This window comes from Mesorhizobium sp. M7A.F.Ca.CA.002.15.2.1, assembly GCF_003998715.1.
Lineage (GTDB): Bacteria > Pseudomonadota > Alphaproteobacteria > Rhizobiales > Rhizobiaceae > Mesorhizobium > Mesorhizobium ciceri.
In genome coordinates, this window is record NZ_RZPI01000654.1 from 1 (window position 1) to 3,064 (window position 3,064).

The window sequence follows — 3,064 nt, forward strand, 5'->3', positions numbered from 1 at the left end:
ACGATCAGGAGCGTGTCGCCAGTGAGTTGCCAGAGCCGGTCGATGAGTTTCGGCAGCGATGCCGGCGCGATTTCATCGAGCACATAAGCGCACGTGACCAGATCGGCCGGCTCGATGTCAGCAAGGTCGATGGTGGCATCACCGGCCAGCCATCTGCTCTGGGCGGCAATAGTGTTGCCGGCAAGCGTCTCGCCGACCTTACGCACGGCGGCACTGGCTTCGAACAACACCGCCTGTTCGAGATCGGGCCACAGATCGGTCGCGGCCCAAAGCACCGTGCCAGGGCCGGCGCCGACATCGAGCAAGGTCCTGGGCTGAAAGGCAGGCTTGGCGTCGCTCAGCGCGTCGAGGCTGGCACGGATCGCGGCATAGGTCGCCGGCAGCCGCGTCGCCAGATAGGCCTTCACCGCCAGATCCTCGGCCATGTGCAGACGGCCGTCGCGCAACTCGGCGCGGTAGCGGTCGGACAGCGTCTTTGCCGCTTGCTTGAGTACCGCCAGCGGAACGTTTTCGAGCAGACGCTCGACACCTTGGCGAAGGGAGGCAGGCAACTCCATCTCAAGCGCCCCGCGGGACGAGAAGGATCACCGAAGCACCGGCAATGCAGAGCGCGGCACCGGCAAGATCCCAGCGGTCGGGGCGAACGCCTTCAACCAGCCACAGCCAGCCAAGCGACGCCACGATGTAGATGCCGCCATAGGCGGCGTAGGCGCGACCGGCGGCTGACGTGTCGACCAGCGCCAGCAGGAAGCCGAACAGGGCAAGCGAGGCGAGGCCGGGAAGCAGCCAAAGCGGCGACTTCTCCAGCCGCCACCAGGCCCAGAATGAAAAGCAGCCGGCGATCTCGGCCAGAGCGGCGGCGGCATAGAGGACAAAGGTCATGAAAAAGGTCCCGCGACGGTCACGGGACCTTTTTCAGTGCCGGCGCCGGCAATGGCAAGCGGCAATGCTATTCCTGGTCGGCAACCTTGCGGCGGCGAGCCGGCTTGGCGGCCGGGCTCTTTTTGACGGGAGCCGTTTCACGATGCCCCATATCGCGCATCTCCAGCGCTTTTTCGCATTTGGCCATGTAGTCGCGTGTCATCGGCAGCGTATCGTTCTTCTTGGCGATCTGGATCTGGAAGATCACCAGATCCTGCCAGCGGAATGCGGCTTCCGAGGCCGCCAGATAGAATTCCCACATGCGGCAGAAGCGCTCGTCATAGATCGCCTTGGCCTTGTCGCGATTGGCGGCGAAGCGCTCGCCCCAGTGCTTCAGCGTGTCGGCATAGTGGAGCCGCAGGATCTCGACGTCGGTGACGACCAGGCCCGACTTCTCGATCGCAGGCATCACTTCCGACAGCGACGGGATGTAGCCGCCCGGGAAGATGTATTTGCGGATGAAGGCGCTGGTCGCCCACGGCACGCCGGAACGGCCGATCGTGTGCAACAGCATGACGCCATCCGGCTTGAGCAGCGTCGCGCTCTTGTCGAAGAAGGTGCGATAGTGGTTGACGCCGACATGCTCGAACATACCGACCGAGACGATGCGATCGAAACGCTCATTGAGTTCGCGGTAGTCCTTCAGCTCGAAATGCACGCGGCTTTCCAGCCCTTGCGCATGCGCCCGGTCGGTGGCGACGCCATGCTGCTCGGTCGACAGCGTGACGCCTTGCACGTCGACGTCGAACGCCTTGGCGAGATAGAGGCCAAGCCCGCCCCAGCCGGAGCCGATGTCGAGCACCGTCTGGCCGGCCTTCAGCCGGAGCTTGGCGGCGATGTGGCGTTTCTTGGCGCCCTGCGCCTCGTCGAGCGTCATGTCCGGCTGCTCGAAATAGGCGCAGGAATATTGCATGTCCTCGTCGAGGAAGAGCCGGTAGAGATCGCCCGACAGATCGTAGTGGCGCTGCACGTTGCGCCGCGAGCGCGAGGCGGTGTTGATCTGCTGCAGCCGGCGGAAGGCGTGGCGCAGGCCTTCGATGGCCTTCGACCAGGTGGCGTCGATGCCGCCGCTGCCCATGTTCTGGAAGGCGATGCGCATCACGCCCAGCACGCCGCCCTCGAGAATGTCGAGTTCGCCGTCCATGTAGGCTTCAGGCACCGCCAGCATCGGATCGAAGGTGATGGCGCGCTCGGCATGCGCGGTCTTGATGTGCATGTGCACCGGTTCGCCGCTGCCGTCGCCGAAAACCACCGCCGTGCCCTTGGGGCCGGTTACCCTAAGATTGCCGGTGCGCACCAAGCGGTCGAGAACGCGCTTTAACAGAATATTCATGACCAAATGTCCCCTCTCGGCCAGACAGGCTGCCTTGGCGCGTGACCGCGAAAATCGGGATCGATTTCGCCGGAGATCTTGCGCCGAACCAAAGTTGCACAGCGTGCTTTGCGCGGCCAAAGGACGCGCGACGCCATAGTCTGCAACAATATATAGGGGTTCGAAAAGTTCCATTTGGCACAAAAATGCCCGGGCGCGAGGCCCGGGCATTGGTCCAGCATGGCTGGATGACGGCAAAGTGATCGGAGCTTGGCGTCAAGTCGTGATCAGCCCCATGGCTCCAATCGCTTGCGACGTGTGATCAGGCGTTGTCTTCGTCGCCCTCGAACTCGGTGTTCGGATCGAAGAAGTTCTCCGGCCGGGCGTTGTCGTTGATGTCGTCGCCATAGATGGCTTCGGCGGTGGTCAGCGTCTCGCCCTTGGCCTGGCGCTCGGCTTCGTCGGCCGTGCGGGCGATGTTGAGCGTGACGGTGACCTCGACTTCCGGATGCAGCGCGATCGCCACATTGGTGACACCGATGGTCTTGATCGGCTGGTTGAGCAGGATCTGGTTGCGGTTGATCGAAAAACCTTCCGCCGTCAGCAGATCGGCGATGTCGCGGGTCGAAACGGAACCGTAAAGCTGACCGGTTTCGCCGGCGGAGCGAACGGCGATGAAGCTCTTGCCGTCGAGCTTTTCAGCGACCTGGGCCGCTTCCGACTTGCGCTCGAGGTTGCGGGCTTCAAGCTGGGCGCGCTGGCCTTCGAACTTCTTCTTGTTGGCTTCGTTGGCGCGCAGCGCCTTGCCCTGCGGCAGCAGTAAGTTACGGG

General features: G+C 63.4%; 4 protein-coding genes. All 4 read right to left on the reverse strand.

Annotation, left to right across the window (positions count from 1 at the left end):
- A partial coding sequence (locus ENZ74_RS26950; RefSeq protein WP_281059734.1) for a small ribosomal subunit Rsm22 family protein occupies nucleotides 1-557 on the reverse strand: 557 nt, incomplete at its 3' end.
- Between the two features lies 1 nt (nucleotide 558).
- Entirely contained in the window at nucleotides 559-882 is a 324-nt protein-coding gene (locus ENZ74_RS26955) for a YnfA family protein (protein WP_013532523.1), read from the reverse strand.
- 67 nt (nucleotides 883-949) lie between these two features.
- On the reverse strand, nucleotides 950-2,254 hold the full coding sequence (locus ENZ74_RS26960; RefSeq protein WP_013532522.1) for a cyclopropane-fatty-acyl-phospholipid synthase family protein: 1,305 nt from the start codon (nucleotides 2,252-2,254) through the stop codon (nucleotides 950-952).
- Between the two features lie 301 nt (nucleotides 2,255-2,555).
- Nucleotides 2,556-3,064, reverse strand: a 509-nt coding sequence (gene rplI, locus ENZ74_RS26965) for a 50S ribosomal protein L9 (RefSeq protein ID WP_127313112.1), incomplete at its 5' end; no start/stop codon positions are given.